This is a genomic window from Roseibium denhamense (genome assembly GCF_009711415.1).
Classification (GTDB): Bacteria; Pseudomonadota; Alphaproteobacteria; order Rhizobiales; family Stappiaceae; genus Roseibium; species Roseibium denhamense.
The window spans coordinates 3,000-19,921 of sequence record NZ_SMLZ01000116.1 but is presented as its reverse complement, the minus strand read 5'-3'; the positions used below and the strand labels follow the sequence as shown (position 1 = coordinate 19,921).

The window sequence follows — 16,922 nt, the reverse complement described above, 5'->3', positions numbered from 1 at the left end:
GGTCTGCCTTCACCACGTCCCATTTTTTAAGGGCCATCGGCGCAATCAAGCAGGCGTTCTGGACAGGAGCGATCCTGGTCCAAGGCTCAAGCGTCCTTCCGACCTTGCTGAGACGGCGTTGGATCCAGCAGCAGAACCAGCCCCCCGGGCAGTGCAGTTACGACGCCTGTCAGCCCGAAGACAATGCTGGCTGCAAGTGCCTCTGCCGGCGCTGCCCCCGCAATCGGGAGGAGCGCGACGGCTGCGCCCTCCCGAAGTCCCCAACCGGCTACGGAAACCGGTATGAGCATCGCAAGTAGAACAAGGGGAACCAGCGTCAGACTTGCAGAGACAGGCAAATCCAGGCCGACAGAACGCGCGCACACCACAAAGGCCAGCAGAATGGCAACCGTTGTCCCAAGACTGAAACCGATTTGGGATAAGAGTATCCACCGGCCGCTGAAAGCCGCGTGAAACGACCGGTAAAAACTGGTCGCGGACGGACTCACTTCCGCTCGGAACCGCGAAAGCACGATCAGCCCAGCGATCCCTGCAGCGCAGATGGCCAGGACGCTTGCAAGGGGTACAACAATTCCGGGCCAGTTCAGTTCCCCAGAGCCGACAAGGGTAACTGCAACCCCAACAGCGAGGGTCGCCGCCATGGCAATCTGGCCTGCGAGGCGCTCCAAGACAACGGCATGGCCAGAGAGTGTCAGTCCTGCGTGCTTGCGTCCGCGCACTGCGCGGCCGACATCGCCAAGCAGGCCGCCCGGAAGCGACTGGTTCACGAACTGGGCGAGATAGTATTCGCCAAGCGCCCGCCAAGGCCCAAACGAGAGCCCAAGCTGGCGCGCGGTGAACTGCCATCTAAACGCTGCCAAGCCCGTGTGGATATGCAGGATGACAACCGCGATGACAATCCATTGCCAGTCGGCCAACGCCAGAGACTGAAGTGCCCGAGGTCCATCGGCGGCCCGCCATAGGAGGAAGAACAGCCCCGCGGTCACCGCCACCTTCACGGAAAAAAGAGCAATCCGGCGGTGCATCACGGCGCCCCAGCAGCATCAGCCGCCCCCTCACTGTCAGCTGCGCCGTCGGTCGAGAAAGTCTCCAGAATGAGGTTACGCAGCTCGTTCATTGGCCGCGCGCTGGCGTCAGGCGCCGGCACCAAGCCCTCTACTAGGCCCCATCGCTCGGATTTTGCAACGAGATGCGCCGGCCCGACCACATGCATCGGAACGTGATCTCTTTCATCGAGGGCCACAAACGTTGCCGGTTGATGGTACCCGACAACAATGACCAGCGGTGGTCTATCTGCCTGCCGAGCAATGTAATCAAAAACAATCGTCAGAGCATAGTCGATAGCAAGGCGGTACTGATCGCGCACCCGGTCTCGATCCTGCCAGACAACCTTAGGCGGATCACCGGCTGCCGCCATTGTATTGAAGATCCGCCCATCCCCGACGTCGCTCCAGTCGACAAGTTCGGGAACCGGCACCCATGGCGCATGCGAAGACCCAAGCGCAATCTGGGCAAAAAGGTTGCGGTCAGCCGGCCCCTGGCGCAAAAGCCGATGCATGGCAGACAGGGTGAATTGATCCGGCATGGTGACCCAATTGAAGGGATCGCCCGCGTATCCAAGATCCTTGGCCGCAAGCACCGTCTCGAAGCCCATCGTGTCCGACTCCGGCCACTCCAGCGTGATTTGCGGCATCACGGCCGCGGTTCGAAACCCGGCGGCCGCGGCAAGGTGGAAGAGCGTGTTGCGGCTGCTTGACAGAACAGCGCCATAACTTGCCTGATCGGCAACCCAAAGACCGTTGGACAAGGTTGCATGGCTCAACCAGCTTTGCCCGCCGCGTGTCGGTGCTGTCAAAAAGCCGGATCTTGAGGCGATGCCCAGCTCAGCCAGCCTTGTTTCGGCAGTCTCCAGAATCTCCAGGTGGCTTGTGGTATAGCGCTCCGTGCTAAAACTCGTCCGGCCATAACTTTCGATGAAAATCAGCAGGACGTCGCGGTCTATGGTGTCGAGAAGGTTAGCCTGACCGGCATAAGCATCCTGTGCGGCCGCGGCTTCAAACGCCTTGAGACCTGCCAGTGTCTGTCGGACCAACACGACGCGTTCTGCACCAATCCGGGCCGTAAACGCTGCCCCCGGCGGCTTTAAGGGTAAAGTCCATCCGGCCATCACCTGCCCGATTTGAGCAACAACCGTGAGCAGAAAAGCAGCAAACACCGCACCAAGGGCGGGTTTGAGCGGCACCCGCAAAGACAGGCCTGTGAACACTCCGGTCGCCCACCAGAGCCCCCCTGCCGCCAGCCCTAGGCCGAGCGCAGCCGCCGCCGCTGCAGCCAGAGCCAGTGGCCCCCCCATGGTCCGGACCGCAAGATCCACACCGGATTCAATCAGGGGCATGTCTGTGACCGGATTAAACCCACGGCTTAGAGCGGTAAACATGACAACGTCGGCGATCTTTAACAGCGCGATCAAGAGGAGGACGACCACCAGTGTGCTGCGGACCCAAACCGCCCATGGGGCTGCTCCGATCAAAAGAAGCCCGCAAATGAGAACTGGCAACTCCAGCGGGAACAGGGTCAACGCGCCAAATGTCATGGCCCCGGGATGGTTCGGCTGGATCAAGACCAGATGCAGGGCCAGGGTGGCCACAACAACAGCCGCCGCGGTCCTCAGGCTGGTTTGCGGCGATGAAGCCATAGGATATCCTTCAGGAATGACCCAGCCAGCAGAGCTGCGATGACCACAACGATTACCGGCCCGGCCAGATCTGGAAGGCCCGGCGCTTGAAGTAAGAGCAACCCGCTCAGTTGCAGCACGCAGATGGTTTTGCGGACAACGCTGTCGGGCAAGGCGCCTTGAAGCCGGGGCAATGCCAATCCCGCCACGGCGAAGACGTACCGTGGCAAACCGATGCTGAGCACGATCCAGCCAATCGGTGCACTGATCGCGGCGTTGAGCGCCAGAACAAGCGCCAGGGCCGCATCCACCTCCATATCGAAACGGGCCCCAAAGGCGGAGACGTGCTCCTGACGCCGGGCTGCATAACCATCCGCCTCATCAAGCGCCAATGCGAGCGTCGCAAGTGCGACCACATACCAAGACGGGCCGACACCGGCCACTGTGGCGGCAAAAAGCGCGGCAACAAGCGTAAAGCGCGTCAAGGTGATCGTGTTGCACAAACCAAACGCGCCGTAGGGGAAATTGTAACGTAGGCCGCGCGCAATCAGGTGGAGGCCGGCGAGATAGACAGCGGCAGCCCGAAACGTTGGTTGCGCCCCTCCCCAGTTTGGGATCAGGGTCAAAAAAACCAATCCGCCAAAAAGACCGGCGGAAACCGCTATAAACCCGGCTGCCAAACGCGGTTTCCCTTGGGAGGCGCGGTTGCCGTGCGCCACTGGATCCAGGCTGTGTTGAAAGTCGGTCATGGGACGTAGGTGTAGCGTGCTATCGTATCGTCAAGCGGCACCACAGTCATCTGCGCACTAAGAACGCTGGCCGGGTGAATCAGTGACGCCTGTCGGCAATGCTTTTCAGCCCCTCCTTGGCTCACGAAAACCCGCCGCCTCAGGCAGTGTTGGGTCAAGACCCTTCATCCGAATAGCTCGGCGTAAACCGCGTTGACGAAGTTCCTAGGAACTAAACGGATTGGACCAGCCACCTCTGCGGGCACGTAGCCGATCTATTGTTGAAGCGTGTCGCTTACAATTACCAACGGATTGTTGGTCGTAGATGAGGCAGAAAACAAATCCCGCAGATCATGCTCGTTGTTTTTCAAAGAGGACTAAACTGGTCGTCTGCCATATAACGCAGTTCACGGTTCCTATTCAAAAAAGTCAGCACAGGCACCTGTCGTTAAAACATGACCCTGACCATGAACCTGACACCTCCGCGAACACCACGTGCGTCCGTGTCCTGGGATGGCGAATGACCTCGTGGGACAGATAACAACCTGAAAGGACCCGCGCGTTTTTCTGGCTACATCTCATGTGCTCGCTCTGCCCGATGCTGCCTAAATGATGTCGGTTTTGAGATTGATCCAACATTCCCACCTCCCCGGCACTAATGAACTAGAACAAAAAATGCGCCGCCCGGTTGCCCGGTGGCGCACTTGGTGAGAGTGACTAAACCCTAACGTTTAGTGTCGCACTAAATCAACCCTCAAATCCCCCAAAAGCTGTGCATTAGCCATTTGAAGCGACTTCTTACTTGCGTTCTAATGGCCTACTCCAAGTTGCATGCAGTTGAAATATTGTATCTTTTTCCTCGCATTCAGGAAATCCGAACCAATTAAAAATTTGTTTCTGGTCGCATTTAGCATCCTTGTCGTGCAGAGGTTTGACAATTGATGCGATCTTTGAGAGCTACGGCATAAGCCTTTGCGATTGTTAAGATACATGCCTACTCACATTGAAATCAGCCATATTCGCGTCAAAGCAATTTCATGCAAAACCATCCTGCAACTGATCAAGAACAGCTCAAACCGAGCCCCATTTCGATCACGAGGAGTGTAGCCATGGCTTGAGCGATTGGGCTCGTTTTCATCAGACAATGTTGTTTTATATATACTGTTCTTATGCATGCCCACTGTGGTTGGCATGCCATGCCAATCTGTATTGGCATGGGGTGATGCTCCAACATCGGCCGCGGCAAGACCGCCGGTTTGCAATTCGGTCTTCTAAACTCTCAAACAGCACTACTTGAAAAGCTCTGATTTCATCGCCCCGTCGCAATCCAACAAAAATCTTTTGGGGTAAGTTTGGGGTAAATAGTGGGGTTTCTAGATTATCTATCAAATTTCTTTACTGTTATTATTCAGTGCTTTATGAAAATTATATCGAGAGGTTGGCATTCTACTCAGGGAGCCACTTTTCCAAAAACGTTCTGACTGTTTTAACGCGCTGAAAAACGTTGGCATGGCTTGACACACCAATCGTGGTGCCGTGCGGTCTCCCCGTCTTGTGCCGGTCAATAGGGGCGTGCCACACATCCCAAAATGAATTTCGTCACTCGCGGCCACCCTATCAACGATCAGTATAGGGCACTTGATTGATGGTGACGGATTGCGCCTAAGCCTACCAGATATTGCCGGCACCTGGCGTATACGCCGGAGATACCACTGATGCCGATGCGGTCAGAACCGTACAGCTCAGCGCGCCTGCGACATCGCACATCGGTGCGTTCAAATCTATGTCCGAACCGTCGATGTCGATTGTGCTGCCTTCAATTGCGACAGAGCCAGAAGCGGACACCTCAACGGTACTGGAAGACACGGATACCGCACTGCCAGCCCAGATATTGGCATTCCCGGCTGCGTCGACGATGACATCTTGATGCGCATATATATGGATCTTGCCGGTCGCGACAATGTCAACATCACCGCCGGAAATTGAGATTACGGATCTGAGGCGCGCAACTTCACTTTCGAGCGCATTGATCCTTTGCCGCATCAATTCCAGTCTGTCGTGAACATTTTTTTCCGCATCGCTGATCATTTCCATAGCGACCGGCTGAACAAACTGCGGTGTTGGCGGAACACTCTTTGGAATTCGGGCAACGCGGCTCTTAACACCCTTCTTGGCAGCTGCTTTGCGCGAGATCTGGTGGCTCTTCATTGCACATATCCCTTTGACTATTGCCGAAGACCAAGCAGTCAACACTGCACAGTCTTGGAAAACAAGGGAATGATCCGGAGACGCCGCGCAAACGGTTATCACAACGCGAAGGGCCGAACTGCAGGCTTAACCGATGTATTGAAATGCCGGGAAGGTTTCCAACAACCAGTAAGAGAACACGGCCATTTGCCCGGTCAAGAACAGGCAACCGGTCACGACGAGCACGCCGCCCATAACCTTTTCGACCGACCCCATATATTTGCGGAACCTTGCCATGAAGCGCAGGAACGGGCCGGCGAACAGGGCGGCGATCAGAAACGGGATGCCAAGGCCGAGCGCGTAGGCCGATAACAGCAGCGTTCCCTGGCTTACCGTATCCTTCGAGCCCGCGATGAACAGGATCGCCGCCAGGATAGGTCCGATGCAAGGCGTCCATCCAAATCCGAACGCAAGCCCAATGACATATGCGCCGAGCGGACCGGCAGGCTTTTGGTCAACATGCACCCGCGCCTCCCGGTAGAGAAGACCGATCCGGAACACACCGAGGAAATGCAAACCCATCACAATGATGATGGCGCCCGCGACATACCCGAAATAGTCCAGGTAAGTCCGGATGAACTGCCCGAGAAAACTTGCTGTTGCCCCCAATAGAACAAAGACCGTCGAAAACCCGAGGACGAAAACCAGAGCGCTGAAAAACACCCGGCGGCTTGCCGTTTCGCGGTCACCTTCCGAACCTGTCATCTGGTCGAGGGACATGCCGGCCAGATAGCCAAGATATGGCGGAACCAAAGGAAGAACACAGGGAGACACAAACGACAGGACACCGGCGAGCAAAGCCCCGATGAGGGTGACATCCTGAACCATAAAACCTGCTTACCTCGGCGCGTTGCGACAGAAACCTTGAAGACAGTGAATGACCGGTCTTACCCTTCTCACAGCCGCGAGCACAAACAAAATCCGCTCACCTTTTAGAGAGTAGGTACAGACCCCGGTGGCGGCGCTTATTCGGCCGCGCCCGGCAAAAGGCCCCGTTCGCGGTAGTAATTCAATGCGCCATTGTGAAGCGGTGCCGCGCCGGGCCGGTTTACCATTTCAACCATGTCCAGTTGACCAAGGGCTGGATGCAGGCGTTTGAAGCCCTCGAAGTTTTCCAAAATGGACCTGACGAGGGTGGCAACGATACGATCCGGCATATCTTCTGATGTGACAAAGGTGGCCAGCACACCAAATGAAGGGACCGGCGCGCCCTGGCCCTCATAGAACCGGTCAATAGTCGATGCATGGTAGTATGGCCGTTCGTCCAGCAGCACATCTGCGGCCGGTCCATCAATCCCCAGGATACGGATGTCACACTGTGCAAGCGTGTCTTCCACGATGCTCGCCGGATGGCCAACCATGACAAAATACGCTTCGATCCGCCCGGAACACAGCGCCTCCGACAATTCGGACATATCTAGGCGGGCAATATTGGCGAGGTCAGCCTCAGACCAGCCAAATTCGGAAATAAGGGCATCCCAAGTCGCAGCAGACCCGGACCCGTCCTGCCCAACACTGATTTCAGCCCCTTTCAGATCGGACAATTCGAAGAAGTCAGAGTCTTTGGGCACAACAATCGTGGCGGTTTCGGTATGAAGGGAAAACACTGATCTCAGTTTCGGAAACGGACCGGAGCCTTCAAAGATCGAAGTGCCGTTAACCGCATGGTGCTGCCAATCCGACTGAACATAGCCAAAGTCGAGCCCCCCTTCGCTCAGCTTGTCCAAATTGGAGATCGACCCGAGAGAGGTCTCGACGGAACAGCGAACGCCATGCTCCGCCCGCGTCAGGTTCACAATCTTACAAGTTGCCCCGCCCGCTGGGTAATAAACGCCAGTCACACCACCGGTGCCGATTGTAATGAATGCCTGGTCATCGGCCATTGCTGCGCCGACAGACGCAACGCAAGAAGTCAGAACAGTCACAATGGCGGCAATACGGTGCAAGATCATGCGGGTCTGGGTCTCGCTTCTTAAAAACATCCAAGCGTCTTCGCTTGCGCTCCTTAAAGAGACATAGCGCCTGAAGCGAAACGCTTCAATCAACACCTATCACGTGAAGGTCAAGAAGCTCCATGATCCAGAAACGACATCCGCCAATGAGCGGGTATGAAACTGCGCCCGCCTGGCTTCTGTTAACGGTGCACCTTGATGGCTTTGAATGGGGAGCTGAGCCCCGTGCCGTATTCAATTCACTTTAAAAAACAACACGGCCCCGCTTTGGGGGCCGTTGTTGATGCTTGGGAGCGGACGATCCCTAGTGAGCGCGCCCACCATTGATCACCTCGAAGAGTTTTCCCTTCAGCTCTTCTTCCGCCTTGCCGTCCTGAAGTCCTTGACGCCACTGATCGATGATCAGCCGCAGGCCGAGAGTTTCCCGGTTTTGCGGCAATTCGTCGACAAAGGCTGCAAAAAACCCATCAAGCCGACTACGGTCAATCAGGCCTTGTTCAATCAATCCGTGTATGAGGGTCATCGTTGCGGCGATGTGCCCTTTCACAAAATCGAACTCAACCGAGCTGCCGTGTGGTTCTGTTGTTGTTTTCATGTATCCTCTCAATTGCAGAAGAACAATACGATACAAATATTTACGGCGCTACCTGACAGTTTTTGCAGGAGAATGACCGTTATTTCATTAAAAATGGAAACATCATGTTATAATTTCGTGTGAATATTTTTACTTTACGCAATACCCTCATAATATTGGAATACTTTTCACTGTTTTCGATCTGCCTGATTTAAATTTATTTGAGTTACCCACAAGAGTTATTCATGTATATTTTTAATAAATAGAGCCAGCAAAACAGGTTCTGAAAAAAACGATTTTGCCCCTTGCATTGTTTATGCTGTCGGCCTAAACACAGCGCCACTGATCGGGGCCGCCCTTTTGGCGTCCAGCCCCGCCAGAGAATTTGGTGAGAGCCGATAGCTCAGCTGGTAGAGCAACTGACTTTTAATCAGTAGGTCCAGGGTTCGAACCCCTGTCGGCTCACCAAACCCCTCCCGAAAACCAGAGAATCCTTGAGTTTTGGCCGGCGCGTCTGCGCCTTCCGGAAACGTCAACCGCCTGTTTACCACGCAACAAAAAAGGGCGGATACACCGCCCTTTCCAGCTTAACTGCATGCACGAGTAAAAACCCCGTTTTACTCAGAAGGTGAGCGCCCGGTCGCCATCCGCATCCTTGATGCGTGTGGGCAAGCCGATCCGGTTCAAGATCCCAAGGAACGGATGCGGCGGCAGTTCTTCAACGTTTGCCATCTTCTTCACATCCCAATCGCCTGTCGCGATCAGCATCGCCGCAGCCACTGGGGGCACTCCGGCCGTGTAGGAAATGCCCTGGCTGCCAACTTCGGCATAAGCCTCGGCATGGTCGGCAACGTTGTAAATGAAGACTTCGGTCTCTTTTCCGTCCTTAATGCCTTTGACAAAGTCCCCGATGCAGGTCTTGCCTTCATATTCCGGCGCAAGCGACGACGGGTCCGGCAGACAGGCTTTGACAACCTTCAACGGAACAACCTCCAGCCCCTCGGCCGTCTGAAGCGGCTGTTCTGACAGAAGCCCGATGTTCTTCAAAACGGTGAAGACATTGATGTAATGCTCCCCGAAGCCCATCCAGAAGCGGACGTCCGCGCCGTCCATGTTCTTCGCCAGCGAGTGGACTTCGTCGTGACCGCACAGATAGGCCATCCGTTTGCCCACGACCGGCAAATCGTATTCCTTGCCGATCTCGAACATGGCGTTGGACTTCCATTCACCACCTTGCCAGGAATAGACCGTTCCCGTGAATTCGCGGAAGTTGATCTCCGGGTCGAAATTTGTCGCGAAATACTGTTTATGGCTTCCAGCGTTGATATCGACGATATCCACGTCCGTAACCTTATCCAGATAGTCGTCCTTTGCCAGACGGGCATACGCATTCACGACGCCAGGGTCGAACCCGGCTCCGAGGATGGCAGTGACGCCTTTTTGGGCGCACTCCTCGGCCCGTTTCCATTCATAGTTGCCGTACCAGGGCGGCGTTTCGCAGATCTTGCCCGGCTCTTCGTGAATGGCTGTGTCGATATAGGCCGCGCCGGTTTCCAAACAGGCACTGAGGACCGACATGTTCAAGAAGGCCGTGCCGACATTAATGACGATCTGGCTGTCCGTTTTCCGGATGAGATCGCACGTTGCCTGAATATCGAGAGCATTGAGCTCATGCCCCTCCAGCACACCCGGCTGCTTCATGGCGTTCTTGTCATGCACCGTTGCAATGATCTGATCGCACTTGGACTTGGTCCGTGAGGCAATATGAATGTCGCCAAGGACATCGTTGTTCTGCGCGCATTTATGCGCCACCACCTGAGCGACACCACCGGCGCCGATGATGAGAACGTTTTTTTTCATAAGTTCCTAAGCCTTCCTTGGAGGTTTGGGGGGTGTTTAGGATTGACTGCAGCTTTGCAGCGTCAGGACAAACTGCCCTCGAAGTCGTCATATGTGAACTCACGGACAACGTTTACGCTGCCGTCCAGTTCCTTCACGGCGATTGCCGGCATGCGGACACCGTTGAACCAGTTCTTCTTGACCATTGTGTATCCGGCGGCGTCCTGCATGGAAACACGGTCACCGATCTTCAATTCTTCCGGAAAATCGAATTCGCCGAAAATGTCCCCGGCAAGGCAGGATTTCCCGCACACCATGTAGCGGTGCGTGCCGTTGTTCGGCTCGACCTTTGCCGTCTCCCGGTAAATCAGAAGATCAAGCATATGGGCCTCAATGGACGAATCCACGATGGCAAGGTGCTTCCCATTGTAGAGCGTGTCCAGGACAGTCGTCTCGAGCGTGGTCGATTTGGTAATCGAAGCTTCGCCCGGCTCCAGGTAAACCTGAACGCCGAAACTATCGGAAAAGGCTTTGAGCCGGTCCGAAAAGCGGTCGACCGGATAGCCGTCGCCGGTAAAATGGATCCCGCCGCCGAGGCTGACCCATTCTGCCTTCTTCAGCAGGCTACCAAACGTGTCTTCGATTTGCCCCAGCATCTTGTCGAACAGCTCGAAATCCCCGTTCTCGCAGTTGTTGTGGATCATGAAGCCGTTCACCCGGTCCATGACCGGTTCAATCTTGTTGATGTCCCACTCTCCCAGCCTGGAAAATGGACGGGCGGGGTCTGCCAGGTCAAAGGTCGAGGAGCTGACCTGCGGGTTCAGGCGCAGCCCGCGGATGATACCGGACGCCCTGTCCCCGAAGCGTTCCAGCTGGCTGATTGAGTTGAAAATGATCTTGTCCGCATGAGATACGACCTCGTCGATCTCATGATCCGCATAAGCGACGGAATAAGCGTGGGTTTCCTTGCCGAACCGCTCATTGCCAAGCCGCACCTCGTTGAGGGACGAAGACGTCGTGCCATCCATGTAATCGCGCATGAAGTCGAACACGCACCATGTCGCAAAGCACTTCAGGGCCAGGAGTGCTTTGGCGCCGGAACGCTCTCGAACCTCGGCTATCCGCTCCATGTTCGTCTGAAGCCGTGCCTTGTCGATCAGGTAGTAGGGTGTCTCAATCATCATGATCCCTGCAGTTTTTCCTCAGAGCGCTCCAGATATGAACCGCCCTCCGCACCCTTATGTAAGGCCGGGCGTGGTAAGGGACTAGAGAATGGAAGGGCCGAATGTCAACAATTGGGAGCACGATTTGCCGAAACCGCGCCTGGAATTCCATGAGTTCCGCGCAGGCGGCGGGACCCGCAGTTGAGGCGCGGCCGCGTCTCCTGAAGGAGCTAGCCTGCCTTGGCTTGGCGGGGCTGTCCCATAAGGGCCGGGATCACTTGGTCAGGTGTCCCCGCCATCGCGATCTGACCGGCTTTCATGACAACCACCCGGTCGGCAATCTTCATATGGCTCGGACGCTGTGTGCTCATGATGACAGTTGCCTGGCCCCGCAGCGCCCTCAGCTTTGTCATGAACTGCTGGTCGCCCTCAAAGTCGAGATGCGTGCCAGGGTTATCGAACAGGTATAGCGGCGCGTCCTTGATCAAGGCCCGCGCAAGCACGATCCGTTGCAGCATGTTTTTCGGGATCCTGCCCAGAACCTCTCCGTTCAGCCTTGTCTCGAGCCCCTCGAAGTTTTGATTGAGATACTCCAGCAGCCCGAGTTCCTCACAAACACGGATGAGGTCCTCATCCCGCGCGCCCGGCTCTGCCAGCAAAAGGTTCTGTTTTACGGTGCCATAAAAGAAATCAAGATCGTCCGGTGCATAACCGATAGAAGTCCGCCATTCCGCCGCATCCAGCTGCCGGACATCTAGACCATCAAACAATATCGCGCCGACCTGAGGCTGGAAAAGTCCGGTGATGGCCTGAAACAGGGCGGTTTTGCCGGAGCCGCTCGGGCCAGTGATCGCAAGGATCTCTCCCTGCTTCACCGTCAAATCAATGCCTTTCAAGGCCGCCTCGGTGGTACCCGGATAGCGCAGAACAAGCGATGAGATCTTCATATCGCCGCGAATATCGCGCGTAATCTTCGGCAAATGCCCCGGCTGGCGCTCAAGCTGCACCTGCATCAAGTTGTTGATCTGTTCGATAACCGTGCGGCTTTGCGCGAGTTGCGTGATGCTCAGGAAGGCCTGATTCATGGGGTTTAGAACCCGCCATGACAGGGCCATCGTGGCGATTAGAGCTCCCATGCTCATCTGCTCGTTCATCACATTGAGCGCGCCAATGCCGAGAACCAGAACACCGCAAATTGTCATCAGGGTTTGCGAAACGATCTGCAAGATGTGCGTGAGGTGCCGCGCATGAATGTTGAGCCGGTTAAAGCTTGCCGACATAACGGAAAACCGCTCGAGCCAGGTCTCCTGCGCCGACAAGTTCCGCAGGGCACGCTGGTTCCGGAAAGTCTCGATCATGAAACCATTGAGCTTGGACTTTTGCTCGCCAACCGCCTGAACCTCCCTTTGAACTTTCGGCAGAACGTAGACCGCCATTAGTCCATAGATCGCAAGCAGGGCCAAAGGCGGCAGCGCAACCGCTCCGCCGATCAGAAAGATCGCGGTAATGAAAATCACAGAGAATGGAATGTCGACAATCGCGTTGAACAATGCGCTTTGAAAAATATCCCGGACACTATCGAAATAGCGCAGGCGCATGACCTGTGTGCCGATAGGAGCCTCTGACAGCATCGAATACGGCAAATGAAGAATACGTTCGAACGTCTTGTTGCCGACGATTGAATCCACCCGCCCGCCGAGATAGGCCTGCAGATGTGATTTCGTCCGCCGGAGGGCAATTTCTGTCAAAACGATTATGGCAATTCCAATACCAAGGGTAAGCAACACGCTGTAGGACTTTGCGCCCATGGCCCGGTCGTAAATCGCCATGATGAACAGGGGGGGACCAAGCGCCAAGAGGTTCAGGAAGAATCCCATGGCCAGAATGGACAGAACACTGGTGCGAAATTGTCTCCACACTTGCGAAAACCAGCTGCGCTTTCCTGGATTTGCCGCCTCCGGCTCACTCTCTTCCCGGACAGAGAAAAGCTCGCTGCGTTTGATGTCCTTGACGCTCAGGATGATCGCACCGCGCTCTTTTCCGGAATACGCACGCACTTCCCCCTCAGCTGTCCTGCTTACGAGCACCTGCGTGTCATCTCCGGTAATCCTGAGGCAGGGAAGCTGGGCCTGGGTCAACTCCCGGCCGCCGATCAGCATTGCAGTGGTCACGATATTCAAACGTGACAGGACAGCTCTAAGGTCTTGAAGGCTTTCGATCGGATCAAAATGCGGCAGCGCCTCGAACAAAAGACGGTCGTTGCCCATCCAGCGCATTTCCCGCAATAGGGGCTCAAGGCAGGCTTCTGCGGCAGTCAGCTCGCCATCCCGGCGGGTGGCGCTGCGCCACGTCTCCCAGCTGGACCCCGCATCGGCGGACAGATCCGACCAACTTCGCGTTTCATGGGCCTGCCCGTCTGGCCGGTTCGGAAGGTCGAAAAGCATCCGGGTCATGCGCTCAACCCGACTGCGGCCGTTTTGGCGGGCCCGCCCGCTTTTGGAACTTCATGAGCAGTTCCGCCCGCCAGCTCATATTGCTTATCGGCGATCGCAAGCATCGACGGACGGTGGCTGATGATAACGACCGTCAAATGCCCTTTGAGTTTTTGAAGCGCGTCAAACAGGCCCCGCTCAGCCTCCTGGTCCAACGAGGCGTTGGCTTCATCCAGGATCAAAATCCGCGGCTCGCCCGCCAGCGCGCGCGCAATGCCAACCCGTTGCAGTGTCGATGTCGGAATCTTGCCACCGAGATCTGCTCCCAGCATGGTTTCATATCCACGGGGAAGCAGATGAATTTCTTTTTCCAGACCAATCAATTGGGCCGCCATCCGGGCATGCGCAATGTCAGACACCGCACCGAACATGGTGATGTTTTCAAGAATGGTTCCATTGAAGACCGCCGCCTGGCTGTCGACATACGCAACAGAACGGCGGAGCGCATGATGATGGGGACCCGCATAATCAATGCCGCCGATCAGCACCTGGCCGTCAGTGGGAGCAACTTCACCGGTCAGAAGTTTCATGAGCGTTGATTTGCCGCTGCCATCCGCTCCCTTAAATGCGATGAACTGCCCTGCCCTGACATTCAGGTTGATGTTATCGAAGACTGGCTCCGTCTGCCCTTCCCGTCTCAGCGAAACATTGACCAGACTGATCGATCCGTCGATGTCGTCATGGAACGGTGCTTTTTCCTCAAGCGCAGGCAATTCGAACAAGGTGTTGACCTGCTGAAAATCGTGTTTCAACCGCTCCATATCGGTCCACTGATTGATAGCGCGCAAAAACGGCTGAATGAATTGCCCTGACAACAGCGTAGCGGCTGCCACGCCGCCGATGCTGAACTGGCCCTGGATCACCATCCCTGCCCCGACGAGCACCACGCAGACCGTGGTCAAGGTTCCAAACAAGGAAGATCCGTCCCGTGCGTCACTGGACAGTTTCATGTAGCGCGCACTGAGCCTTGCTGTTGTCTTCTGCAGCCGCTCGAAACGGCGCATCATCAAGGCTTCCATCGCCAGGGCCTTAACGGTTTTTGCGCCGGAGAGCACCTCCAGGACGAAATCGGACTTCCGGTCATCATGATCCGCCCGGTCGGAGACGACCTTTTGAAGCACCTTGTTCCGCTTCAAGGCGAACAACATGAAAAGTCCCAGCAGAAATACCGGCACAAGAGCAAGCGGCCCACCGATAAACACGAGCACAGCGAGAAAAATTCCGCTGGCCGGCAAATCAATGGCAAGAAGCCGGCTCTGGTCACCATAATGATCAGAAACGGACTGCAGCGCCCGCAGTTGATGCACCTGGACGGAAACGGGTGTTGCGGAGAAGCGATCCGGATCGGCATCCAGAACGCGGCGGAACAATTCCAGGTGCGCCTGGTGATTAAATCCGGCCCCCATCCGACTCACAACAGCGACCCGGGCGATCTTGATGAGGGCATCCGCGATAAGCACCGCCACAACGCACAAGATCAGAACCAAAAGCGTGTCGGTTGAAGCATTCGGGAGCACACGGTCATACACTTGCAAAATCGCGAGCGGCATCGCCAACCCAAGGATATTGGCGAAAATGGACCCGGCAACGACTTCCTTCGGCAAGGACGGAGACGCAATCTGTTGCCCGCTCGGCGAATGCGCGAGACGCAGCTTGGGAAGAAAGAAAGAAGAAAGACCAGTTTTAAACATTCGTCAGCCGAACTGTTGCGCACTCGTTAAACCTGAACAGTTCCGGTTTAAAAAGCGTTTACCCTAGCTGCTCTTTCATCGATTTTATTAGAAATAACATCCAGTTTTCTCGGCGTTTTTTGCCTTTTGTTAAGGCCACTCGCCGCCATGTGGCAAGGTCGACAACTACGTAAAGCCCGACCCTTATGGCCGAAGACACAGATACCAAAAAAACCGACTCAGAAACAGCAGGACCGGAGTCCCGGACCACGCTGTCGTCGGACAGCTATCTTCAATCTGCGTTGCTAGATAGCCGTGACCCGCAACTTCAGCGGGCGCACGACTATCATCTGGACCAGGACATGGGCGATTCCATGGAGCAGGTAAACGCCAACCTGCATCTTGGAAGTGACGAAAAAACCGAGTTTGATGGCCTGATTGAGCAGACAACAGGCGCTGTTGAAGGAGCTGAAGCCGCCGCAGACAGCAGCGAAGAGGGCCGCGCTGAAAACCGTTTGCAGACCACCAGCGAGGCAAATGACCAGCCCGCCGGGACAACAGCCGAGACCGCTCTTTCCGGCGGCGCGGGTGTCGACACTACGTCCGGATCAGACCCAGCTTCGAACAGCAGCCGCAGCTTGAACGAGCTTGGCGCAACCAGCACCCCTGACGCCCCGGGCATTGAGAGCCGCAGCACAGACCAGGATGGCCAGCCGTCCGGCGCGCTCCAAACCGGCGGCCTGGAAACTCCGTCAGACGATGACGTTCCCTCCGGCCCTATCTCATCGGATATTGGCGCGGTCACCGACACAGACGAGACCGATAACACTGTTTCCGAAGCAGCCGGTATCGGATCGGACACTGGGATAACGGCGTCTGCGCCCGTCACGGAAGGAACGACCGTTTCCTACAGCCTGGTTGACGATTCCAACGGCCTGTTTTCAATCGACCCTGTGACAGGTGTCGTAACCGTCGCGGGTGAACTGGATGCGGAAACCGCAGGCAGCCATTCAATCCAGGTCCTGGCAACGGCCTCTGACGGGGCAACGCAAACCGAAACCTTCACGATAACGATTCAGGACGCCAACGAATTTGCGGTCACACAGGTGGCCGATACCGATGCGGCAAACAATGGTCTGTCCGAAGACACAGCGGCCGGCAGCAATGTCGGTATCACAGCATTTGCAATGGATCAGGACGTTACCGATACGGTCACGTATTCGGTTGACGATCCCCGCTTTGAGATTGACGCAAACGGGATTGTGACTGTCGCTGAAGGGGCTGTTTTTGATGCGGAAACTGAATCCGCAATTTCCTTGACCGTCACAGCGACATCATCCGACGGGTCTAGCTCGGCACAAACCTATTCGCTCGCGGTCTCCGACGTGGATGAAGCCGATGTCTCGGCTGTTTCCGACAGCGATACATCTGCCAACACCATTGCCGAAGATGCTTCTGCCGGCACCCAGGTCGGCATCACCGCGCTGGCAACCGACAGCGATGTCACAGACAGCGTCTCTTATGCGGTTGATGACAGCCGCTTCACGGTCGACGAAAACGGTGTGGTCACCGTTGCCGACGGC

General features: G+C 56.0%; 12 protein-coding genes and 1 tRNA gene. 2 read left to right on the top strand and 11 right to left on the bottom strand.

Annotated elements, in window-relative coordinates; genetic code table 11:
* Window positions 1-86 precede the first annotated feature (86 nt).
* The 7 genes from E1180_RS20055 to E1180_RS20025 all read right to left on the bottom strand — a co-directional run bounded on the left by E1180_RS20055 (window position 87) and on the right by E1180_RS20025 (window position 8,196).
* On the bottom strand, window positions 87-1,025 hold the full coding sequence (locus tag E1180_RS20055) for a lysylphosphatidylglycerol synthase transmembrane domain-containing protein (protein WP_155194154.1): 939 nt from the start codon (window positions 1,023-1,025) through the stop codon (window positions 87-89).
* Window positions 1,025-2,695, bottom strand: coding sequence for a sulfatase-like hydrolase/transferase (locus E1180_RS20050; protein WP_155194152.1), 1,671 nt, complete (start codon window positions 2,693-2,695; stop codon window positions 1,025-1,027). Before E1180_RS20050 ends, E1180_RS20055 begins: the two co-directional genes overlap by 1 nt.
* The gene (locus tag E1180_RS20045; RefSeq protein ID WP_155194150.1) at window positions 2,668-3,423 is read right to left on the bottom strand and encodes a CDP-alcohol phosphatidyltransferase family protein; all 756 of its coding nucleotides are present in this window, start codon (window positions 3,421-3,423) and stop codon (window positions 2,668-2,670) included. Before E1180_RS20045 ends, E1180_RS20050 begins: the two co-directional genes overlap by 28 nt.
* A 1,647-nt stretch (window positions 3,424-5,070) precedes the next feature.
* Complete coding sequence (locus E1180_RS20040) at window positions 5,071-5,610, bottom strand: hypothetical protein (protein ID WP_155194148.1); 540 nt, start codon at window positions 5,608-5,610, stop codon at window positions 5,071-5,073.
* A 126-nt stretch (window positions 5,611-5,736) separates the two neighbouring features.
* The gene (locus E1180_RS20035) at window positions 5,737-6,477 is read right to left on the bottom strand and encodes a cytochrome c biogenesis CcdA family protein (RefSeq protein ID WP_155194146.1); all 741 of its coding nucleotides are present in this window, start codon (window positions 6,475-6,477) and stop codon (window positions 5,737-5,739) included.
* A 137-nt stretch (window positions 6,478-6,614) separates the two neighbouring features.
* The gene (locus E1180_RS20030) at window positions 6,615-7,631 is read right to left on the bottom strand and encodes a TAXI family TRAP transporter solute-binding subunit (RefSeq protein WP_208997271.1); all 1,017 of its coding nucleotides are present in this window, start codon (window positions 7,629-7,631) and stop codon (window positions 6,615-6,617) included.
* A 274-nt stretch (window positions 7,632-7,905) separates the two neighbouring features.
* A complete protein-coding gene (locus E1180_RS20025) occupies window positions 7,906-8,196 on the bottom strand; it encodes a hypothetical protein (protein WP_155194144.1) in 291 nt (96 codons plus the stop codon).
* A gap of 371 nt (window positions 8,197-8,567) precedes the next feature.
* On the opposite strand from E1180_RS20025, the gene E1180_RS20020 reads away from it, so the two are divergent.
* Window positions 8,568-8,643 (top strand) — tRNA-Lys (locus tag E1180_RS20020).
* 153 nt (window positions 8,644-8,796) lie between these two features.
* On the opposite strand, the gene E1180_RS20015 is transcribed toward E1180_RS20020, so the two are convergent.
* The 4 genes from E1180_RS20015 to E1180_RS20000 all read right to left on the bottom strand — a co-directional run bounded on the left by E1180_RS20015 (window position 8,797) and on the right by E1180_RS20000 (window position 15,360).
* Window positions 8,797-10,035, bottom strand: a complete 1,239-nt coding sequence (locus E1180_RS20015; protein WP_155194141.1) for a saccharopine dehydrogenase family protein — start codon at window positions 10,033-10,035, stop codon at window positions 8,797-8,799.
* A 62-nt stretch (window positions 10,036-10,097) separates the two neighbouring features.
* Window positions 10,098-11,195: a carboxynorspermidine decarboxylase gene (locus tag E1180_RS20010; RefSeq protein WP_155194872.1), complete on the bottom strand. Its 1,098-nt coding sequence runs from the start codon at window positions 11,193-11,195 to the stop codon at window positions 10,098-10,100.
* A 212-nt stretch (window positions 11,196-11,407) separates the two neighbouring features.
* Entirely contained in the window at window positions 11,408-13,630 is a 2,223-nt protein-coding gene (locus tag E1180_RS20005; RefSeq protein WP_155194139.1) for a peptidase domain-containing ABC transporter, read from the bottom strand.
* Window positions 13,627-15,360 (bottom strand): peptidase domain-containing ABC transporter, encoded by a 1,734-nt coding sequence (locus tag E1180_RS20000; protein ID WP_155194137.1) that lies wholly within the window; start codon window positions 15,358-15,360, stop codon window positions 13,627-13,629. The genes E1180_RS20005 and E1180_RS20000 overlap by 4 nt, the downstream gene beginning before the upstream one ends.
* 185 nt (window positions 15,361-15,545) lie before the next feature.
* Here E1180_RS20000 and E1180_RS19995 point away from each other — a divergent pair.
* Window positions 15,546-16,922: cadherin repeat domain-containing protein (locus E1180_RS19995; RefSeq protein WP_196220656.1), on the top strand; the 1,377-nt coding region annotated here is incomplete at its 3' end.

What these genes read in the sequence shown, in the direction of transcription:
- E1180_RS20000 (WP_155194137.1), bottom strand. Translation starts at nt 15,360, where the DNA reads ATGTTTAAAACTGGTCTTTCTTCTTTCTTTCTTCCCAAGCTGCGTCTC.
- E1180_RS20025 (WP_155194144.1), bottom strand. Translation starts at nt 8,196, where the DNA reads ATGAAAACAACAACAGAACCACACGGCAGCTCGGTTGAGTTCGATTTT.
- E1180_RS20055 (WP_155194154.1), bottom strand. Translation starts at nt 1,025, where the DNA reads ATGCACCGCCGGATTGCTCTTTTTTCCGTGAAGGTGGCGGTGACCGCG.
- E1180_RS20005 (WP_155194139.1), bottom strand. Translation starts at nt 13,630, where the DNA reads ATGACCCGGATGCTTTTCGACCTTCCGAACCGGCCAGACGGGCAGGCC.
- E1180_RS20035 (WP_155194146.1), bottom strand. Translation starts at nt 6,477, where the DNA reads ATGGTTCAGGATGTCACCCTCATCGGGGCTTTGCTCGCCGGTGTCCTG.
- E1180_RS20050 (WP_155194152.1), bottom strand. Translation starts at nt 2,695, where the DNA reads ATGGCTTCATCGCCGCAAACCAGCCTGAGGACCGCGGCGGCTGTTGTT.
- E1180_RS20030 (WP_208997271.1), bottom strand. Translation starts at nt 7,631, where the DNA reads ATGTTTTTAAGAAGCGAGACCCAGACCCGCATGATCTTGCACCGTATT.
- E1180_RS20015 (WP_155194141.1), bottom strand. Translation starts at nt 10,035, where the DNA reads ATGAAAAAAAACGTTCTCATCATCGGCGCCGGTGGTGTCGCTCAGGTG.
- E1180_RS20040 (WP_155194148.1), bottom strand. Translation starts at nt 5,610, where the DNA reads ATGAAGAGCCACCAGATCTCGCGCAAAGCAGCTGCCAAGAAGGGTGTT.
- E1180_RS20010 (WP_155194872.1), bottom strand. Translation starts at nt 11,195, where the DNA reads ATGATTGAGACACCCTACTACCTGATCGACAAGGCACGGCTTCAGACG.
- E1180_RS20045 (WP_155194150.1), bottom strand. Translation starts at nt 3,423, where the DNA reads ATGACCGACTTTCAACACAGCCTGGATCCAGTGGCGCACGGCAACCGC.